This window comes from Enterobacter sp. DN, assembly GCF_046054285.1.
Classification (GTDB): domain Bacteria; phylum Pseudomonadota; class Gammaproteobacteria; order Enterobacterales; family Enterobacteriaceae; genus Enterobacter; species Enterobacter hormaechei_C.
The window spans coordinates 166,554-183,259 of sequence record NZ_JBJJTG010000004.1 but is presented as its reverse complement, the minus strand read 5'-3'; the positions used below and the strand labels follow the sequence as shown (position 1 = coordinate 183,259).

The following is a 16,706-nucleotide window of genomic DNA, read 5'->3' as shown; positions in this document are numbered from 1 at the left end:
CCTTATTGTCGGCGGGTCAGCTCCCGCTGAATATGATCCAGCAGAATATCGATGTTAATCGGCTTACGCAAAAATGCAGCGGCGCCCAGACTGAGTGCATACCGCTGCATATTTTCATCAGCATGACCGGAGATAAACAGTATTGGCGGTGGCGGCGTGGCCAGCAACCGCAGCTTCTCAAACAGCTCGATGCCGTTCATGCCGCGTAGCTTGATGTCGGTGATCACCAGCGACGCGCCGGACAGGGCGAGAGGGTGGCTCAAAAACACCTCTGCCGAATCGAAGGTATCGGTAGCATACCCTTCCGATTGCAGCAGGTTACTGAGCCCGCTGCGAACAGAGCGTTCGTCATCAATGATGGCAATGCGCCACGGCAGCGTCATGCTGTCTTTCCTCAAACAAATCGTTACGCGTCGCGGCTTTCCTTCGCGGGCGCTGGGGGCGCGGTACCGCTGATCTTCGGTACGCATTCATGACGAAACCAGGCCAGGGTCAACGGTTCGCGGCTCACCAGACGCCGTCCGATGGGGATTAGCTGTTCACCCACCAGCATGCCGAACAGGCCAAGCAGCGCGACGACCGGCGGCGCCGGGGAATGCACGTCGAGCAGGGCGTAAAGTACCCCAGCCGCGACCCCGCACACCAGCGAAATAATCCAGGCCTTCATGATGACGCTCCGGTCAGGTGCTGAACGTGGGGAACCGTCACCTGCACGCCCGCGGGATTATCGCGGGATAAAAGATGACGCATCGCCTGTTCCCCCGCCAGCATCCCCAGCAGGCCAATCAGCGCCAGCGCGGGCGGCGCGGGGGAACGCACCTTCAGCACGGCATACATCAGGCCAATCAACACGCCTGCCGCGAGGGATATCAACCCTGTACTCATTGTGAACTCCAGAGAAAAAGGCAGCGGCGAGCCGGATGAGGGACCAGCCCGCCAGCGGGACTTAGCGTGCCGGAACCGGCGCTAAGGTGCGGTGCTCGCTCTTCTGACGAGACGGCGCTTTGTGCACCATGGTGTAGGCGTAATCCACACCCATTCCGTAGGCGCCGGAGTGCTCGCGCACGATATCCATCACCGCGGTGTAGGTCTCTTTGCGCGCCCAGTCACGCTGCCACTCCAGCATCACCTGCTGCCAGGTCACCGGGATCACGCCCGCCTGGATCATGCGCTGCATCGCGAAGTCGTGGGCTTCTTTGGAGGTGCCGCCGGAGGCGTCTGCCACCATATAAATTTCGTAGTCGCCTTCCAGCATCGCGCACAGGGCAAAGCTGTTATTGCACACTTCGGTCCACAGGCCCGCGACAACCACCTTCTTCTTGCCGTTGGTCTTCAGCGCGTCGCGCACCTTCTGGTCGTCCCAGGAGTTCATGGAGGTACGCTCCAGAATGTCCTGGCCCGGGAACACGTCCAGCAGCTCCGGATAGGTATTGCCGGAGAAGCTTTCGGTCTCAACGGTGGTGATGATGGTTGGGATGTTGAACACCTTAGCCGCTTTCGCCAGCGCCACGGTGTTGTTTTTCAGCACCTGGCGGTCAATAGACTGCACGCCGAACGCCATCTGTGGCTGGTGATCGATGAAGATGATCTGACAGTTGGCAGGGGTTAAGACTTCGAGCTTAGAAGTGGTCATAAGATTATCCAGTGAGGTTAAAGGTTAAAATCGCCGCGAACAGCACGCCGATAAAATCGCGTTCATCCTATGACCCACAGCGCTGTGGTGTAATTATCTCTTCGTATAGTTAACCTTAGGTATAGTTATACTTTGGTATACCTATCCTATTGTATAACTGGATCTTTGCCGAAACCGGTTCCCATAATCCTGACCATTCCCCTCTTAGTCTGGAGCTATTATGGTTACCCTCGGTAAAGCCGATCTCATTCTGGTTAACGGCCAGTTTCACACCGTCGATCGCGAGAATCCTGTCGCGGAAGCCGTTGCCGTGCGCGACGGAAAATTTCTGGAAGTGGGTACCGTCGCCGAGGTGATGCAACACCACTGCGACGGCACTAAGGTGGTCGACTTAAAAGGCCACACCGCCATCCCCGGCCTGAACGACTCGCACCTGCACCTGATCCGCGGCGGCCTGAACTACAACCTCGAGCTGCGCTGGGAAGGCGTGCCGTCCCTGGCCGACGCCCTGCGGATGCTAAAAGGGCAGGCCCTGCGCACGCCGTCGCCCCAGTGGGTGCGCGTGGTGGGCGGCTGGAGCGAGTTCCAGTTCGCCGAGCGCCGCATGCCGACCCTCGACGAAATTAACGACGCCGCGCCTGACACCCCGGTGTTTATCCTCCACCTGTACGACCGCGCCCTGCTCAACCGCGCCGCGCTGAAGGTGGTCGGCTACACCAAAGACACGCCAAACCCGCCGGGCGGGGAGATCCAGCGCGACGCCAACGGCAACCCGACCGGAATGCTTATTGCCCGTCCGAACGCCATGATTTTGTACGCCACGCTGGCGAAAGGGCCGAAGCTGCCGCTGGAGCAGCAGGTCAACTCCACGCGCCAGTTCATGCGCGAGCTGAACCGTCTGGGGCTGACCAGCGCCATCGACGCGGGCGGCGGCTTCCAGAACTACCCGGAAGATTACGAGGTGATTGCCGAGCTGCACGAGAAAAAGCAGATGACCATCCGCATCGCCTACAACCTGTTTACCCAGCGTCCGGGCCACGAGCTGGAAGACTTTGAAAAATGGACCGATATGCTTACGCCGGGCCAGGGCAGCGATTTCTTCCGCCACAACGGCGCGGGCGAGATGCTGGTCTTCTCCGCCGCCGATTTTGAAGACTTCCTCGAGCCGCGCCCGGATCTCGCGCCGGGCATGGAGGACGAGCTGGAGCGCGTAGTGCGCCATCTGGTGGAGCACCGCTGGCCGTTCCGCCTGCACGCCACTTACAACGAATCCATCAGCCGCATGCTGGACGTGTTCGAGAAGGTGAACCGTGACATTCCGTTCAACGGGCTGCACTGGTTCTTCGACCACGCCGAAACCGTGTCGCAGGCCAACATTGACCGCATCAAAGCACTCGGCGGCGGTATTGCCGTGCAGCACCGCATGGCCTTCCAGGGGGAATACTTTGCCGAGCGCTACGGCATCGAAGCCACCCGCCACACGCCGCCGGTGGCAAAAATGCTCGAGACCGGCGTGCCGGTGGGCCTGGGAACGGACGCCACCCGCGTGGCGAGCTATAACCCATGGACCGCGCTCTACTGGCTGGTCTCCGGCCGCACCGTTGGCGGGATGCAGATGTACGATCACAGCGCCCGTCTGGATCGCGATACCGCCCTGATGCTCTGGACCCAGGGCAGCGCGTGGTTCTCCAGCGAGCAGAACCAGAAGGGGCAGATCAAAGCGGGCCAGCTCGCGGATCTGGCGGTGCTCAGCAAAGATTACTTCCGCGTGCCGGAGGAGGAGATCAAGGGCATCGAGTCCGTCCTCACCGTGGTGAACGGCGATATCGTCTATGCCGCAGGCGCTTTTGGCCCACTCGCGCCGCCCGCCATTCCGGTCCTGCCCGAGTGGTCCCCGGTGGTGAAGGTGCCGGGCCACTACCGCAGCGCGCCGCCGCAGGCCGCACGCGTGGGTATGAGTATGGCTCACCACTGTAGCGGCCCGTGCGGGGTTCACAACCACCAGCATGACTTTGCCCGCACGTCAGAGATGCCGGTATCCGACGATAACGCTTTCTGGGGTGCGCTGGGTTGCAGCTGCTTTGCATTCTGATGAAACAAAATGACGCTTCGCCCCGGATCGATCCGGGGCTGTTCTTTCTGCGCCTGACCGGCAGTCTGCTGCTGCTTTACGTGCACGGTCTGCCGAAGGTGCTGCACTTCAGCGAAGAGCTGACGCGCATCGAAGATCCGTTTGGTTTTGGGCCGTATGCCAGTCTGATCCCGGCGATCGTCGCCGAGGTGATCTGCCCGCTGTTTATCATTGCGGGGATTTACACCCGCCTGGCGTGCCTGCCGATTATCGCCGTGCTGCTGGTGGCGATGCTGGCGGTCCACCCGAACTGGTCGATTGCCGAGGGGCAGTTTGGCTGGCTGCTGCTGATTATCTTCACCACCCTCGCCCTTACCGGGCCGGGCCAGTGGCGAGTGCAGCGTAAAACAACGGAGAGGTTCGCATGACCCAGGTAAACGACGTTCGCGACGCACACGTCGAGACGACGCCCGCCCCCGCGGTTTCACCCTGGCAGCCGCTGAGCCAGCCGGTGTTCCGCATGCTGTGGATCGCCACGGTGGTCTCTAACGTCGGCTCATGGATGAGCGACGTCGGTATCAACTGGAGCATGCTGACGCTCAGCGCCGATCCTTTAGATATCGCGCTGGTGCAGGCGGCGAGCAGCCTGCCGATGTTCCTTTTCGCCCTGCCGTCCGGGGTGATGGCGGACATCGTTGATCGACGTAAATACCTGCTCTTCTCCCAGCTGTGGGTGTTCATTGCCGCCGCCGGGCTGACGCTGCTCTCTTTTACCGGACACGTCACCCCCACCGTTCTGCTGGCGGCGACATTTCTGCTGAGCGTGGGTGCGGCCATGAGTTCGCCGCCGTTTCAGGCGATTGTCCCTGACCTGGTGAGCAAGCCCGAGCTGGGTTCCGCCGTGGCGCTTAACTCGCTCGGGGTCAATATCAGCCGGGCAATTGGCCCTGCGCTGGGCGGTTTTCTGCTGTCGCTTGCCGGGCCGTGGATGGTGTTTGCCCTGAACGCGCTGTCCGTGATGGGCGTGGCGTGGGTGCTGTGGCGCTGGCGTCCGGCACCGTCCGTGCAGCGTTTGCCACCGGAGCACTTCTTCTCTGCGGTGCGCTCCGGGATTCGCTACGTGCACGCCGCGCCGGTGCTGCGCAACGTGCTGGTGCGCACCGTGGCCTTTTTTGTTTTCGGCAGCGCGGGCTGGGCATTGCTGCCGCTGGTGGCGCGCCGCGAGCTGGGCTTAGGCCCGGCGGGCTACGGCGTGATGCTGGCGTGTATCGGCCTTGGCGCCATTGCCGGGGCCATCCTGCTGCCGCGTCTGCGCCAGCGGCTGAACGCCGATCGGCTGATGGTGGCCGCCAGCCTGACGTTTGCGATCACCATGCTGGCGCTGGCATTTGTACGTCACTTTTGGCTGCTAAACTTGTTTGAGTTCTTTACCGGCTTCGCGTGGATTGCGGTGCTCTCCACCCTCAACCTTGGCGCGCAGCGCAGCGCCGCACGCTGGGTAAAAGCCCGGGCGCTGGCGGTGTATCTGACGGTCTTTTTCGGTTCGATGACCGCAGGCAGCGCCGTCTGGGGCCAGATCGCCTCGCAGTTCGGCACTCCGGCTTCGCTGGTTGTCGCCACGCTGGGGATGGTGCTGGCGAGCATGACGGTGTTCCGCTGGAAGCTGGAGAAAGATCCGGATTTAAATCTCGACCTGAGCGGGCAGCCGCTGGACGGGGTGGAGATTGAACTCCCGAACGAGCGTGGCCCGGTGCTGGTCTCGCATGAGTACATCATCGACCCGCAGAACGCGAAAGCGTTTTTGCAGGCCGTGCACGAGCTACGCCGGGTGCGCCGCCGCGCCGGGGCGATGAGCTGGGCGGTGTACGAAGATATTGAACGTCCGGGTCTGTTTATCGAAACCTTCCTGATGGGTTCCTGGATCGAGCATCTGCGCCAGCAGGAGCGCCACACCATGAATGACCTCCTGTTGCAGAGCCGCGTTCTGGCTTTTCATCAGGGCACAACATCACCGGCAATTCGTTATCTGGTCGCGCCGGTCTGAACATAACAATCACCTGTAGAGGAACACACTATGGCAACGTTTAAGGCAAAAGATGGTACGCAGATTTATTACAAAGACTGCGGCGCGGGCAAACCGGTTCTTTTCAGCCACGGCTGGCCGCTGGATGGGGATATGTGGGACAGCCAGCTGAACCACCTGGCCGAGCGCGGCTACCGCACCATCGCCTTTGACCGTCGCGGGTTTGGACGTTCAGATCAGCCGTGGAACGGCTATGACTACGATACCTTTGCATCCGACATTAACGACCTGATCACCACGCTGGATCTGCGCGACGTGACGCTGGTGGGCTTCTCCATGGGCGGCGGCGACGTAACGCGTTACATCAACAACTACGGCAGCGAACGCGTGGCCGGTCTTGCCCTGCTGGGCGCGGTAACGCCCATTTTCGGCAAATCCGAAAGCTACCCGGAAGGGGTCGATCAGAGCGTGTTCAGCGGGATTCGCGACGGACTGCGTAAAGATCGCGCTCAGTTCATCAGCGATTTCGCCACCCCATTCTACGGCACCAACGCCGGGCAGACCGTTTCTGCCGGTGCCCTGACGCAGACGCTGAACATCGCCCTGCTGGCGTCCCTGAAGGGCACCATCGACTGCGTAACCGCCTTCGCCGAAACCGACTTCCGCCCGGATATGGCGAAAATCGACGTGCCGACGCTGGTGATCCACGGCAGCAACGACCAGATCGTGCCGTTTGAAACGACCGGCAAGCTGGCGGCAGAGATGATCAAAAACGCCACGCTGAAAGTGTACGACAACGCGCCGCACGGCTTCGCGCTGACCCACCAGGACCAGCTCAACGAAGATCTGCTGGCGTTTGTGAAGTCGCTGTAAGTCATTACGCGAAGCCTGATGGCGCTTCGCTTATCAGGCCTACAAGGGCTGGTCCTGTAGGCCGGGTAAGGCGCAGCCGCCACCCGGCGCTTTCGCAGACGCATTCCGCTCCGCCAGCAGCCGACAAATCTCCGCATGCTTCTCCTCGGTAAAGTTAAAGCGCGACATAAAGCCCATTCGGATCAGCGAGCCTATCGCCGGTAACAAACAAATGCCGAAGAACAGCCCCGCCAGCACGCTGTCGCTCTGTGACTGCGCCTGCGGCACATAGTCGATCATCGTCAGAAACACGCCGATGAGCCCGCCGCCCACCGCCACCGACATCTTGCCGGTAAAGGTCTGCCCGGAGAAGGTGATCGCCGCGCAGCGCTTGTGGGTGTGATACTCCGCATACTCGATGGTGTCGGCAATCATCGACGAGGTGAGGATGTTGGTCATCATCACGAACAGCGTGCTCAGGCCGAGCAGGATAAACAGCAACGCCGTGTGCTGATAGCCCGTGAACCACATCACCACGCGCACCGCCACGTCCAGCCCGCAGAGGATCATAAACAGATTCCGCTTCTGCATCCGGCGCGTCAGCAGCGGGGCGACCAGGCACAGCACCGCCGCCACTATCCCCATCACGCCAATTGCCATTTGCAGGCTGCCGTCGCCCATATTGTTGATAAAGAAGTAGATATAGAGACCGCCCGCCACGTTATGGAACACGCAGAAAAAAAACGACAGCAGGACGATAAACAGCGGCTTGTTCTGGCGCAGGTTGTGGAAGGTGTCGCGCATCGTCACCTTTTCCGGGCTCGGCGGCACGCGCTCTTTGATCTGCATAAAGCCGTTGAGCATCAGCGGCAGGCCCACCAGCATCATCACCAGCGCCGCCATAAAGTAGCCTTTATCGTTGCTGTACTGGGCAAAGAACGCCGCCAGCTTCGGGAAGAAGATGTTGGCGCAGGCGATCCCGGCGTTCACTCCAAGCATCGCCGCCGTCACCGCGCGGGTGCGCTGGCCGGAGTCGTTGGTCATCACCGATGACATCGACCAAAACGGGATATCGGAGATGGCGTACAGCGTCCCCAACAGGATATACGTCACCCCGGCGTAGAGGATTTTGGTGGTCATGTCCGCTTCGATTTTATAGAACGCCAGCAGGGTGACCCCGGTGATCAGCAGCGGGGCGATCAGTAAAAAGTGGCGAAACTTGCCGAACCGGCTGTTAATGGTGTCCATAATGCTGGCAAACAGCGGATCGTGAACCGCATCCCACGCACGGGCAATCAGGAAGATGGTGCTTGCCGCCAGCGCCGAGATCCCCAGCACGTCGGTGTAAAAATAGTTAATAAACGAACCCACTAAACCAAAGCTAAAACACTGACCTAAACCATAGCCAAAGTAAGACCACAACTCGCGAGACGGTATTTTCATTGTCATTGCCATAGTGCGTACCTGGTTGCCCGGCGACAGCGCGCCGGGTCATTATTATTAGCCCTGCGGATTCGGGGCGATTTTGCGCAGCTTCTTCATCAGCGCGATTTCAGCGCGTGAGAACGGGATACCGTTCTCCTCAAACACGTCGTGGAACCACAGGCGGCAGTAGTCCGTGGACTCCTTCATCACTACCGGCCACGGCAGCCAGGTCTGGGTTTTACCGCGCACCAGCCCCCACTGATACGGCGCGACCTTCGCCATGTACATCAGCGGGAGCTGCTCTTCGATGGTGCCGCCCACGTGACGCGCCAGCCATTCGGTGCAGAAGATTGGGCGGCCCAGCGCCTGAAGCTGCTGGATAATCGCCGTCATGCGCCCGGTATTGGTATAGGCGTGGTAGCTCACCACATCTGACAGCGCCAGCGCGGTCTGGTCCAGCGGGTGCTGGTAAAACGTCTCGCCCTCTTCTTCCGCCGGCAGACGCCACGCGCAGATGGTGAGCGGCTGGGTCGGGTCTTCCTCACGCACCCAGCGGAACGCCTGCTTCATCAACTCGTGCGCGCAGGTCTCCAGCTTCTCGTCGTACAACACCTCCTCCGTGCCGGTCGCGAAAATGCCGCGGTTGCCCGGCTCGTTATACAGATCCCAGAGCAATACGCGCTTATCCTCGCGGAACTGGCGCACAACGTCGCGGATATAGCGCTCAATCTGTGGCCAGCAGTCGCGATCGCACACCTTGTCGCGTCCCGGGCTCGCCGCCGCCTGGCTGTTGTGCTTGCCCGGTACGGGCGGCTTTTGCGGGCCGAGGTACGGCTCGTCGCCGGAGAACCCGCAGTCGTCCATCAGGGTCAGCATGGTGCTGAACCCGTGACCGTCGGCAATCGTCAAAAAGCGGTCGATGCGCGCCATCAGCCCGTCGCGGTCGTGCTCCCAGACGATGAACGGCAGGTTGATGCGCAGGGTGTTATAGCCCGCGTCCGCCGCCCAGCCCAGCTCGTGGTCGATGGTGTCGGCATCGAAGGTCTCTTCCTGCCAGATATCGGTCCAGTTCACCGCCGTCGACGGCAGATAGTTAAACCCGCACAGCCAGCCTTTCTGCTGATACCACGCCTGTGCCTGCTCCCTGCTCCACTGCTCTTTCATTACGCGTCCTCTCGCTGATAATATTTAGCTAATAAATATTAGCTGAAGAATAAATGCGCAAATCGTGGCGCTCAGAAAAGCGACGCCTCTCACAAAGTTCACGCTTCGATGGATGAGAAACGTGATCGACGGCGCTAAAGCGTGCGGTTAGGGTATGATGCGAAATCGCGAAAGGGAGAGGACGGATGAAGCGAAAAACAAAAGTGACGATGAACGATATTGCGCGGGCGGCAGGGGTGTCGCAGGCGACGGTATCGCTGGTGCTTAACCAGTCCCGCAACATCAAGCTCAGCGACGACACCCGTCAGCGGGTGATCAACGTCGCCACCGAACTCGGCTATGACCGCCTCCCCGCCGTTCACGCTCCGCGCAACCAGGAGGAGATCGCCCTGCTGGTCAGCTCCATGCAGAGCTTCGACCCGTTTATCGACGCCATCAGCCAGGCGCGGGAAGCGGCGTGGCGCAACGAGACCCTGCTCACCGTCTTCGACTACGGCGACGACGTGGAGCTGGCCCTGAACATCATCCGCCAGCTGGACAAGCGCAACTGCATCGGGATTATCCTTGCCTCTCCGGTCACGAACGTCGTCGATATGACGGCATTCCAGGACTGCACCCGCATCCCGCTGGTGCTGCTCAACCAGCGCGACCCCGGCTCGCCGCTGCTGCCGTCGTTTATTCCGGACGACTACGCCAACGCTTTCCAGGTTACCAGACACCTCATCGCCTGCGGCGCCACGCGCATCGCCCACATCACCGGCGAGAGCTGGATGGAGGCCTCGCGCCAGCGTCTGGCGGGCTACCAGGCGGCATTACAGCAGGCCGGACTGGCGTGCGACGACGGCCTGGTGCGCCAGACCAACTGGCAGTTCAGCGAGTCCTTTACCGCCACCACGTCTCTGCTGGAACTGGCCGAGCGCCCGGACGCTATCTTCTGCGCCAGCGACTGGCTGGCGATTGGCTGCTATCAGGCGCTGGCGGTGAACGGCGTGCGCATCCCGCAGGACATGCTGCTGGCGGGCTACGACGACCAGAAGATTTCCGAGCAGCTCACCCCGCCGCTGACCAGCATCCAGTTGCCTTACAGCGAGCTGGGACGGCTGGCGGTGGAGTACCTGTGCAATCAGGAAGATGCCGCCACGCACGTGACGCTGGCGGGCAGGCTGAAGGTGCGCGCCTCAAGCAGCGGCGCCTGAGCCGCTTTACCCCTGCGTTTTTGCATGATAGGTTAATTCGATGAACACACGCTCCGCCGTACTCACCATTAAACGCTGGTGGCTGCCTTCTTAAAGGCGGCCCGGAGTTGTTTTCCCCATTTTCAGAGAGCCGCCGAAAGGCGGCTTTCACACATCCAGGACCCCTTTCGGCAATTGCACATTAAGGAGTCTTTATGAACGCACCAACCATCCTCACCGGCGATCGCCCAACCGGCCCGCTGCACCTCGGTCATTTCGTCGGATCGCTGCGCCAGCGCGTGGCGCTTCAGCACACGCACAACCAGTTTGTGCTGATTGCTGACCTTCAGGGGCTGACCGACAACGGCAGCAACCCGCAAAAAATTCGCGACAACATCCCGGAAGTGCTGGCCGACTACCTCGCCGCGGGCATCGACCCGAACCAGACCACGATCTGCCTGCAATCCGCCCTGCCCGCCCTCGCCGAGCTGACGATGCTGTATATGAACATCGTCACCGTCGCCCGCGTGGAGCGTAACCCGACGGTGAAAAACGAGATTGCGCAGAAAGGCTTCGCCCGCTCGCTGCCGGTCGGGTTTATGGCCTACCCCATCAGCCAGGCGGCGGACATCACTGCGTTTAAGGCCGAGTGCGTGCCCGTCGGCGACGACCAGTTGCCGATGATTGAGCAGACCAACGAGATTGTGCACAAGATGAACAGCCTGCTGCCCACCCCGGTGCTGCGCCACTGCAAGGCGATGCTGAGCGACACCAGCCGCCTGCCCGGCATCGACGGCGGTGCCAAGATGTCGAAATCGCTGGGCAACACGCTGCACCTTTCGGCCAGCGAAGAGACGATTCATCGTGCGGTCAGCGCCATGTACACCGACCCGCACCACCTGAAGGTGAGCGACCCGGGGCAGATTGAGGGGAACGTGGTGTTTACGTACCTCGACGCGTTTCATCCGGACAAGGAGAAAGTGGCGGCGATGAAGGCGCACTATCAGGCGGGCGGGCTAGGCGACAGGGTGTGTAAGAACGAGCTGGAGGCGTGTTTGCAGGAGCTGATTGCGCCGATGCGGGAGCGGAGGGCGATGTACATGCAGGATAAAGGGGAGCTGATGGCGATGCTGAAGCGCGGGACCGAATGGGCGCAGGGGGTGACGCAGGAGACGTTGAGGGAGGTGAAGGTGGGGCTGGGGGTGCCGGTGTTTAGTTAAGCTAGGTTTAGCGGTGGAGTGCGGGGGATTGGCATGAAGCCGCTAATTATCTCATTAAAGATAAAATTGATACCTATAACAATTCTTAATTTCTTGTTTAGATAAAATAAATTGCTTCAGTCACATTAATATTACATTGATAAATCCTTTATTGCGCATTTAAAGGATTATTATGGCCGATGTAGAAGATATAGCCCGGAGATTATGCAACATAATAGCTTCTCCTGATACAGTTACTGGGCTTATAAATGGAGGGCTATCTGTACCGCTAGATTATGGATATCTGGTTTATGGTATCTTTGACACGGATACCAGGTATGCTCGAGAAACTCAACGAATACGAATGCTCACTGCCATAAAAAACGACATTTTGAATTACGAGAACATTGTCAATGCAGTTAAAGCCATATTCGAAGCGTTCAACAGATATTTAACCGAGGCGGAGCAGGATAAAATATACAGATCTGTAATGACTTCAATCGCAGGTAGAGTATCAACCAATATTATTGCATCTACTATCGCGAAACATGTTATTGAAAGAACTTCCTTTACGTTTCTTGTTTTTAAAGGGAAAGGCAACCCAATCACGGCACTGAGCACGCTCCTTTTGTTTGGGGGAATGGCTGAACGATCAATCAGAACATCTGACAGACTCAAAGCCGAAGCCCCAGAGGTATATCAACTTCTAAGACCCAGAGACTACGACCTACTTTATTTTCTGTTCGCTGATGCCGTACAGCCTTTCGTAGATGCTATCCATGTAGGTTATTCAGAAGGAAAATCTGTATTTAATCAGATCATGAAGAAAGTTAATGAAAAACTAACTGCACAAACTACGGCAGGCGCGTATGAGTAAGTTTATCATCCCCATTATAAACCTGCTTCTTTGCTCATATTTAGTTATAGCCTATATTCTTAGCTGGGTTGAATTCGAAACCTGGAATGATAAAACAATCGCCTTTTGCATAATTACCATAAGCGCTTACATTATTTCATTAGTACTGAATAAATTACTGCCAAGAAAGATACGTATTTTGGGCGGGATCCTGGATGTGTTATCAGGTCCCTTACTGATCATCGGTGCATTTGCTTGTATAGCTGTCCTTGAACCATGGCCGCTGAAAATTATTGGCTTATTCATATGGGTCGTGGCGATGTTGCACCTACCTTCTTTTGTAAATATAGATGAGGAATAATTATGTCAAATCCAGCGTATCTTTGGTTAACCGATGCTAATGGCTCACCCGTCGTAGGAGGTTCCATGGTGTCCGGCCGGTTTGGTGCTATTGAATTAAAGGCAGTCGCTCATCACCTCACCATTCCTGTGAGTGAAAATACAGGCCGACTAACAGGTACCCGCGTACATACACCGATTGCCGTTCAGAAAGAGTTTGATAAAACGACACCAGTTCTCATCAGGGCACTGTGTGAAAACCAAACACTGAAATCGGCTACGATAAAAATGTACCAAATTGATGATGCAGGAATCGAGAGAGAATATTTCAACATTATCCTGGAGAATGTAAAAATCACGGGTATCACGCCAAATCTGTTCCCGGGTTCTGGAACAGGAACGCATACAGAGACGATCGAGCTAAGATATGAGGCAATCACCTGGAAACACTGTGACGGGAATATCGTTTACAGAGATGCCTGGAATCATATGGCGATAGCCTGAACCGACTTTAACATTTCTCGGGCCGAGGTAACGTTGTGCTTGTCGGTCCGACCAAGCGGAGCGCCGCCGGGAAGCGCTGGCGATTATTTCTACCGCCTTAAAGGAGAGCATCATTATGGAACCCACACTCTCTCAAGTCATTGAGGTTGTTCGAAACTCCTCAGGTGAGCATCGTAAACCTATCGATAGCAATACGTTGATTGAGGCCGATTTGCATATTTGCGGTATCGACGGCGAAGACCTACTGGAAGACTGCGAAGAAGCGTTTGGCGTTCAGCTTGCCACGGAAGAAGATGGCTACAGGAAAACGTTCTCTCTCGCAGAGAATGAGTATCTGTTTACGGGTGAAGGCATAGACTTTTTTGGCATCTGTCGGTTTATCCGCTGGATACGTGGCATACCCGAACCTGTTATATGTGATTTAACCGTCGGCAAACTTCACGCTGCGCTGGTTAAGGCTGTGAAAGAGCAGGTTAAGCGTGATTGATTTTTACTTAAAACGGGCATGAGATGACATGCCCGTTTTATTGCTTCAAGCGTTACATTAGATGGGAAGCACAGTTACTCCGACATCGCCTGCCCTGTTCCACGCTTAACAGCCGGTATATCGCCTGTATCATTCAGCGCTCCCGGAAAGGCCTTCAACCACTGCGCCACTTTCTTTTTATTTATATTCACCACGCTCATGCCTTCCAGGCATCCCCATAATTCTCTTGTATGTTGTGGCGTAATCACAATACAGTCTTTCATGGCGCGGATTTTTACGGGCATGCCGTCGATAAAGCCCGCACGGGTTAACCACTCGCCGCCCAGCAGAAGGTATTTCATATCTATGCGGGAATAAAGTTCGCAGCAAGCGGCACTGTCCTGCGGCGTCTCAGCGCGGGGATGGACGGGGGCCGCGTTGAACTGGTTGCCGTGAAGTCGGCGGGCGCTGTTTTTGCGCACCAGTTCGCGGTTTTCAATCATGCCGGTGAAAGCGTCTGATTCTGTTTTGCAAACAGTAAACTCTGGCTTAAAATTCGTCGCAGCCATTTTCAACTCCTTCATAGTTGTTTGTGGTTAGCGGTATGGGGGTGTTGCAGCACCTTCATATCGCGAATTCTTCTTTAAATATTCTTTGATACTTCCTTTTGCCGTTCGGCGTAATTTCTGGTGCTTATTATACAGGACTGAATATAAATACAGCGGTTTGGTGTGGGGTAAATTTGGAATTTGCGAGGGGGATTCAGGAAATAGAGTTCTTTGCGGTAAGGTCATGTTTTTGTTGATTGCGGGTTGATCGGTCTGGGTTTTGCGAGCATCATCGCAATTATTTACCTTCTTCCGTAACGCGATGGCTTCCAGCAAAACTCTCGAACAGGCAATTGCCGACATCACTATCTGGCGCAAAGGTGAACAGCGAGCGCCGCATAAGCCATTATTGCTTCTTTACGTGCTGGCGAACTATCAGCAGGGGCATGCGCGACTGTTTGATTACGGTACTGAGGTCCACGAGCAGTTGCTTAGCCTGTTAGAACGCTTTGGCCCACAGCGGAAGGCGCATTACCCAAATATGCCCTTCTGGCGGCTCAAGAGGGACGGGTTTTGGGATCTTCAGAATACTGAGTTCTGTTCAACTACTGGCAGTAAACAACCACCTGTTAAAGAACTTGTGGAACATAACGTTGCAGGCGGGTTTGATGAAGAACACTTTGCGTTGCTGAGTAAGAACAAAAACCTGATCGGCTCGCTGGCACAGCAGATCCTTGAAGCGCACTTTCCTGAAAGCATTCAGGAAGAGATCGCGGATGAGATGGGTTTTGATATCCAGCAAATCCGTAAGGTTCGCGATCCGCTGTTCCGTCAGCAGGTGCTGCGTGCTTATAACTACGAGTGTGCTATTTGCGGATTTAACATGCGACATGATAACGCCTCCGTTGGACTCGAAGCTGCGCATATCAAGTGGAAGCAGTTTGGCGGGCCGTGTGAGATCCCGAACGGACTGGCGCTGTGTGCGATTCATCATAAGGCGTTTGATAAAGGATCGATTGGGCTGGATGGGAATATGAGGGTGCTGGTATCTGAGGCGGTGAATGGGGGCGGGATTGTTGGACGGCTTTTCTGGGATTTTGCCGGGAAGCAGATTGCGTTGCCTATGGTGAAAGGGAATTATCCTGAGGAAGGGTTTGTGGAGTGGCATCGTAGAGAGGTGTTTAGACGATGAGTAGAAGGCTGGACTCGAATTTCACACCTAATCAACTGATAACAAAGCGGTTTTAAAAATGTATAAATAGAAAACCCTTTCTTATGCCCATAAATTAAAATCCGAACAATAAACAGGCATCAAAATGGGTATAAAACCATATCAGTAGAACACCGATATGGCTATCTAAACGGGTTTAAACTGATATTAAAGCTTTTATCATCGTTACTGAATTGCCAATAATTTTGACTACTTTCCGCTAACAACTAAAGTGGGAATTAGCTGCTTTGATTTATAACTATCTGTCACAAAACCGATCCAAAAATGCCGCATAATGCTGGCAATGCACTTTTTTTGAGTGAGGACAACGTTGCCGTAAGATCTGCGGTAAAACGAATTGCCATTACACGCGGATCATTGGGTTTTTCAGGCCTTGGAACGTCATCCATCGCGTACACAATGACATTACGATCGGCATGAGAGATATCAAATCGCTTATCAAGTTTGTCAGAAAAATCTCCTCCTAAAGCCTTAGCCAAATTTCTCCAAAGCTTCAGCTTCAGCGCTGGTGAATGCTTCACTTCCATTTCAATCAAATTCGCAAGATCAATCAACCCGAGTCCTGCGGTCAAAGGTTGTAATAGCAATGACGTAACATAACCAATTCCTTGTTTAGGGTTCATTAACTGCTCAAGCGAAAAGGTATGAAGCCTAGCTGATTGCATGGTTGCCTTCACCTCAAGGCATCCATGCTCCCATGAAAAATCAAAGCGATCGAATGGATCTTCGTGCCAACTTGCCATGGCACCTGCAATGTTGCCACTTTTTGCGATTACGTAAAGTTCGCCCCATAGACCCAGAACGTCTTTCCTACTTGGCTGAGAGAGGGCCCTAAAAAGATCCACTAGTTTCTGAATACAGGTATTCAGTTCTCGCGTGCCAGAATTAATAGGAAGTTCCTCGATCGCAGCGCTGAAACAACGCACAAATATTTCATGAAGATCCGTCACAGCACCATCGCAAGAAACGAGGGCAAATTGATCTTGTAGCACCATACAATCGGTATGGATTCTGCAAGTAGCATGAAACTGTGCACTCAAATACCTGAACTGCATACTAGGGCTATATTGTGCTTCGCTAGCATCGTGCAATAAAAAAATGGGGGAGCCATCGGAGCCTTTTGCGAGAAAGTCATTACGGTGTGCAGATAAGGGGATCGCCGTAAAACTCGTCTCTGACGTGGCACAAGGCAAATTTAAGAAATTATCGAAGATATTCAT

Annotated in this window: 19 protein-coding genes; 11 read left to right on the top strand and 8 right to left on the bottom strand. The window is 56.0% G+C overall.

Annotation, left to right across the window (positions count from 1 at the left end; all coding sequences use genetic code 11):
* Window positions 1-2 precede the first annotated feature (2 nt).
* From ACJTMZ_RS11750 to ACJTMZ_RS11735, 4 genes are all read right to left on the bottom strand, one after another.
* The gene (locus tag ACJTMZ_RS11750) at window positions 3-383 is read right to left on the bottom strand and encodes a response regulator transcription factor (RefSeq protein WP_006810275.1); all 381 of its coding nucleotides are present in this window, start codon (window positions 381-383) and stop codon (window positions 3-5) included.
* Between the two features lie 23 nt (window positions 384-406).
* Window positions 407-667, bottom strand: a complete 261-nt coding sequence (locus ACJTMZ_RS11745) for a XapX domain-containing protein (RefSeq protein ID WP_003863056.1) — start codon at window positions 665-667, stop codon at window positions 407-409.
* Entirely contained in the window at window positions 664-885 is a 222-nt protein-coding gene (locus tag ACJTMZ_RS11740; RefSeq protein ID WP_022646923.1) for a DUF1427 family protein, read from the bottom strand. The genes ACJTMZ_RS11745 and ACJTMZ_RS11740 overlap by 4 nt, the downstream gene beginning before the upstream one ends.
* A gap of 61 nt (window positions 886-946) precedes the next feature.
* A complete protein-coding gene (locus ACJTMZ_RS11735) occupies window positions 947-1,633 on the bottom strand; it encodes a hydrolase (protein WP_015572562.1) in 687 nt (228 codons plus the stop codon).
* 220 nt (window positions 1,634-1,853) lie between these two features.
* Between ACJTMZ_RS11735 and ACJTMZ_RS11730 the strand changes: the two genes are divergently transcribed.
* Genes ACJTMZ_RS11730 through ACJTMZ_RS11715 form a run of 4 tightly spaced genes read left to right on the top strand, consistent with a single transcriptional unit; the run spans window position 1,854 to window position 6,600 of the window.
* Window positions 1,854-3,725 (top strand): amidohydrolase, encoded by a 1,872-nt coding sequence (locus ACJTMZ_RS11730; RefSeq protein ID WP_023295861.1) that lies wholly within the window; start codon window positions 1,854-1,856, stop codon window positions 3,723-3,725.
* Window positions 3,725-4,132, top strand: a complete 408-nt coding sequence (locus tag ACJTMZ_RS11725) for a DoxX family protein (protein WP_023295860.1) — start codon at window positions 3,725-3,727, stop codon at window positions 4,130-4,132. The genes ACJTMZ_RS11730 and ACJTMZ_RS11725 overlap by 1 nt, the downstream gene beginning before the upstream one ends.
* A complete protein-coding gene (locus ACJTMZ_RS11720; protein WP_023303025.1) occupies window positions 4,129-5,748 on the top strand; it encodes an MFS transporter in 1,620 nt (539 codons plus the stop codon). Before ACJTMZ_RS11725 ends, ACJTMZ_RS11720 begins: the two co-directional genes overlap by 4 nt.
* A gap of 30 nt (window positions 5,749-5,778) precedes the next feature.
* A complete protein-coding gene (locus tag ACJTMZ_RS11715) occupies window positions 5,779-6,600 on the top strand; it encodes an alpha/beta fold hydrolase (RefSeq protein WP_023295858.1) in 822 nt (273 codons plus the stop codon).
* A 39-nt stretch (window positions 6,601-6,639) separates the two neighbouring features.
* Here ACJTMZ_RS11715 and ACJTMZ_RS11710 read toward each other — a convergent pair whose 3' ends face one another.
* On the bottom strand, window positions 6,640-8,034 hold the full coding sequence (locus ACJTMZ_RS11710; RefSeq protein ID WP_252010788.1) for a glycoside-pentoside-hexuronide (GPH):cation symporter: 1,395 nt from the start codon (window positions 8,032-8,034) through the stop codon (window positions 6,640-6,642).
* Window positions 8,035-8,079: 45 nt separating this feature from the next.
* Complete coding sequence (locus tag ACJTMZ_RS11705) at window positions 8,080-9,168, bottom strand: cellulase family glycosylhydrolase (RefSeq protein WP_214593412.1); 1,089 nt, start codon at window positions 9,166-9,168, stop codon at window positions 8,080-8,082.
* Between the two features lie 185 nt (window positions 9,169-9,353).
* On the opposite strand from ACJTMZ_RS11705, the gene ACJTMZ_RS11700 reads away from it, so the two are divergent.
* From ACJTMZ_RS11700 to ACJTMZ_RS11675, 6 genes are all read left to right on the top strand, one after another.
* The gene (locus tag ACJTMZ_RS11700) at window positions 9,354-10,364 is read left to right on the top strand and encodes a substrate-binding domain-containing protein (RefSeq protein WP_252010787.1); all 1,011 of its coding nucleotides are present in this window, start codon (window positions 9,354-9,356) and stop codon (window positions 10,362-10,364) included.
* A 194-nt stretch (window positions 10,365-10,558) separates the two neighbouring features.
* Window positions 10,559-11,563 carry a tryptophan--tRNA ligase gene (trpS, locus tag ACJTMZ_RS11695; protein WP_252010786.1) on the top strand — a complete coding sequence of 335 codons (1,005 nt, stop codon included), beginning with the start codon at window positions 10,559-10,561 and terminating at the stop codon, window positions 11,561-11,563.
* A 172-nt stretch (window positions 11,564-11,735) separates the two neighbouring features.
* Complete coding sequence (locus ACJTMZ_RS11690) at window positions 11,736-12,419, top strand: hypothetical protein (RefSeq protein ID WP_045348375.1); 684 nt, start codon at window positions 11,736-11,738, stop codon at window positions 12,417-12,419.
* On the top strand, window positions 12,412-12,759 hold the full coding sequence (locus tag ACJTMZ_RS11685) for a hypothetical protein (RefSeq protein WP_045348374.1): 348 nt from the start codon (window positions 12,412-12,414) through the stop codon (window positions 12,757-12,759). Before ACJTMZ_RS11690 ends, ACJTMZ_RS11685 begins: the two co-directional genes overlap by 8 nt.
* A 2-nt stretch (window positions 12,760-12,761) precedes the next feature.
* The gene (locus ACJTMZ_RS11680; RefSeq protein WP_045348372.1) at window positions 12,762-13,241 is read left to right on the top strand and encodes a type VI secretion system tube protein TssD; all 480 of its coding nucleotides are present in this window, start codon (window positions 12,762-12,764) and stop codon (window positions 13,239-13,241) included.
* A 115-nt stretch (window positions 13,242-13,356) separates the two neighbouring features.
* Window positions 13,357-13,728 carry a hypothetical protein gene (locus ACJTMZ_RS11675; protein ID WP_045348371.1) on the top strand — a complete coding sequence of 124 codons (372 nt, stop codon included), beginning with the start codon at window positions 13,357-13,359 and terminating at the stop codon, window positions 13,726-13,728.
* Window positions 13,729-13,802: 74 nt separating this feature from the next.
* On the opposite strand, the gene ACJTMZ_RS11670 is transcribed toward ACJTMZ_RS11675, so the two are convergent.
* On the bottom strand, window positions 13,803-14,276 hold the full coding sequence (locus ACJTMZ_RS11670; RefSeq protein ID WP_075550066.1) for a SymE family type I addiction module toxin: 474 nt from the start codon (window positions 14,274-14,276) through the stop codon (window positions 13,803-13,805).
* A 301-nt stretch (window positions 14,277-14,577) separates the two neighbouring features.
* Here ACJTMZ_RS11670 and ACJTMZ_RS11665 point away from each other — a divergent pair, with 301 nt between their 5' ends.
* A complete protein-coding gene (locus ACJTMZ_RS11665; protein WP_048247873.1) occupies window positions 14,578-15,447 on the top strand; it encodes a phosphorothioated DNA-binding restriction endonuclease in 870 nt (289 codons plus the stop codon).
* 284 nt (window positions 15,448-15,731) lie between these two features.
* Here the strand turns inward: ACJTMZ_RS11665 and ACJTMZ_RS11660 are convergent, their stop codons facing one another.
* Complete coding sequence (locus tag ACJTMZ_RS11660; RefSeq protein WP_063138548.1) at window positions 15,732-16,706, bottom strand: PD-(D/E)XK motif protein; 975 nt, start codon at window positions 16,704-16,706, stop codon at window positions 15,732-15,734.